Annotated in this window: 2 protein-coding genes and 1 pseudogene; 2 read left to right on the top strand and 1 reads right to left on the bottom strand. The window is 68.3% G+C overall.

Annotated elements, in window-relative coordinates; translation table 11 throughout:
• Positions 1-10: 10 nt before the first annotated feature.
• Positions 11-190, bottom strand: a complete 180-nt coding sequence (locus AB0D27_RS45380; protein WP_362521501.1) for a hypothetical protein — start codon at positions 188-190, stop codon at positions 11-13.
• Here AB0D27_RS45380 and AB0D27_RS45375 point away from each other — a divergent pair.
• Positions 190-902 (top strand): annotated as a pseudogene (locus AB0D27_RS45375) (transposase); the annotation flags it as partial. The gene AB0D27_RS45380 and the pseudogene AB0D27_RS45375 sit on opposite strands and share 1 nt — an antisense overlap.
• Before the next feature lie 323 nt (positions 903-1,225).
• Complete coding sequence (locus AB0D27_RS45370) at positions 1,226-1,870, top strand: hypothetical protein (protein WP_362521499.1); 645 nt, start codon at positions 1,226-1,228, stop codon at positions 1,868-1,870.
• Positions 1,871-2,265 lie beyond the last annotated feature (395 nt).

Genomic DNA, 2,265 nt, shown 5'->3' with positions numbered 1-2,265 from the left:
GGCCCGGCCATCAGTCGTCGCCCTCGGGGATCATCTCGCCCGCCTGGATGAACTTGGCTTTGACCTCGCCGAAGCCGGTCCCGATCCGGTACGTGTCCGGGGGCGTGCCGGGCGGCGTCCAGAAGACGGCCGCGTCGACGTTGCGCAGGGCGATGAGCGTGTGGCCTTCCTGGACCGCCTTGAAGGCCACGGCCGCCCAAGCACGGCAAGGAGTTCAGTCTTGCCAGGCCGCAGACCTGGACGGAGCCGTCCGTGGTGACGGTGAACGACACACCCCGCTACGGCAAGGCCGAAGCCCGCGCCTGGGACCGGCTCCACCCCGAACTCCAGCAGCGTTCCGCCTGGATCGACCACGACGGCGAACTCCCCATCCTCGAGGGCACCTTGATCCGCCTGAGGTGGACCACCTGCCCGGTGACCGCGACGCGCCACCGGTATGGCTGTGGTCCTCGGCCACCGGCGCCACCCCAAACGACGTCGACTTCGTCTGGTCGTGCTACCTGCGCAGATTCGATCTTGAACACACATTTCGCCTGTTCAAGCAGTCTCTCGGCTGGGCCCGGCCACGGCTGCGTGAGCCGGAGGCGGCGGACCGCTGGACGTGGCTTGTCATCGCCGCGCACACACAACTCCGTCTTGCCGCCCGGCTCACCGCCGACCATCGCAAGCCCTGGGAGAAGAGCACCCGCCCCGGCACTGTTCTCACCCCGACCCGGGTCCGGCGCGGGTTCCGACACCTCCGCCCGCATCTCATCTGTCCGGCCCGCGTGCCCAAACCCAGCCGCCCCGGCCCCGGACGCCCACCCGGCTCCAAGAACCGGCACCCCGCCACCCGCCACGACGTGGGCAAAACCGTCAAACGCCCCGCGACGCTAACCGAACGCGATCAAGCCCGATGTTAAGGATCAAGCTAAGCGCCTGTGTCACATCCTCTTTTTGCAGGTCACGGGGGCGTGAAGGATGGAAGTGATCCCGCTTGCCGTTCGGCCGGGCGTCGATGGGCGCCGTTCCGAACGGCAACGGCAGCGCGTTGGTCTTCAGGCGGCTGCGAGCGCAGCACGACCAGCCTCAGCCGGGGAACACCGTCCCTGCCCATGCCCGCCACCGTACGACTGCCGACCTTGCCGGACACGGGCGTGTGGGTCACGGTGGGCATGCGCTCCGCGGGACGGAACCGCCGGGCCCGGACGCGGGCCGTGGCGGGCCGGCTGTCTATGCTGCCCTGATGGCTGAAGTGGACATGAAAAAGTCGCAGGGCAGGACCGTGGATCGGGGTACGTACCTCCTTTTCACCCTCGTCGTGATGGGGCTCGGCTGGATCATCGCCGCGGCCAACACCGGGATCTCATACCTCGCGTTGGGCATGGACGTGATCCCGATCATCACCGGTCTCATCGGGTGCCTCGTCTTCGTGATCACCCTGCGCTTCCTCCACTACGCGTGGTGGCTCGCCTTCCTCTCCTTCCTGCCAGCGGTGTTCGTCCTCGTGGGCTCGGTCCAGTACGCCCCCGAGGCCGCGCTCGACAACCGGGGCGTGCGCGAGATCGTCCGCATCGCAGCCGACAGCGCCGCCGACGACGGCGGCTCGAACCACCGCTTTACCCTCATCGGCCGGTCGGGCGAGCTCAAGGAGACCCTGGACTACGACGGGGACCACCCGGAGTGGGAGGTAGGCGACCGAATCGAGGTCATCAGCGACCCGGAGGGCGTCGTCCCACTGGAGGCGGCCTCCGACGTCGATCCGAGCAGCCAACTTAGCAGTCTCGTCATGGGCCTACTCGGATGGACAGGCATCACCCTGCTGGCCGGCCAACGCGGTTTCGTACGGCGCCGCGCGGGTCGGCGCCCCGCGTTCGAGGACATTGACTGAGCCGCGCCGACCGGTGATCGATCCGGTGCTACTGGCCACGCCGCGCAGTCGAGGTGCGCGCCGGCGGCCGCTGGCATGAGGGCGAGCTGCGATGCCACTACAAGGGGCCGGATGCCGCGCCGTCGCATGGGTGGAACCGCGGTTTTACGAGGCGGAGTGGCGGGCCGTGGTCGCCTTCAGCCGGTTCTACCGCTGGGATCCGGCGACGATCAGACCCCGTGGCGCTGCCCCACCCTGAACAGCTCTAGAATCGAACATGTGGTGTGCCACGAACGGTCAACTTGACCCGGTCGTAAACGACCGGGCTTGGAGGTAGGGCACCACTGGCTGTGGTGTGGCCTCCTCCGTCCGGACACCTAGGAAGGTGCTGGGGCGCGTGACTCACGCCCCGCAAT

The sequence above is a fragment of the Streptomyces sp. NPDC048415 genome (assembly GCF_040651675.1).
GTDB lineage: Bacteria > Actinomycetota > Actinomycetes > Streptomycetales > Streptomycetaceae > Streptomyces.
Note: the sequence above shows the minus strand (reverse complement) of the source record. Positions and strands in the feature narration are given on the sequence as shown.

Excerpts from the sequence above, each read along its gene's own strand:
- AB0D27_RS45370 (WP_362521499.1), top strand. The coding sequence starts at position 1,226 with ATGGCTGAAGTGGACATGAAAAAGTCGCAGGGCAGGACCGTGGATCGG.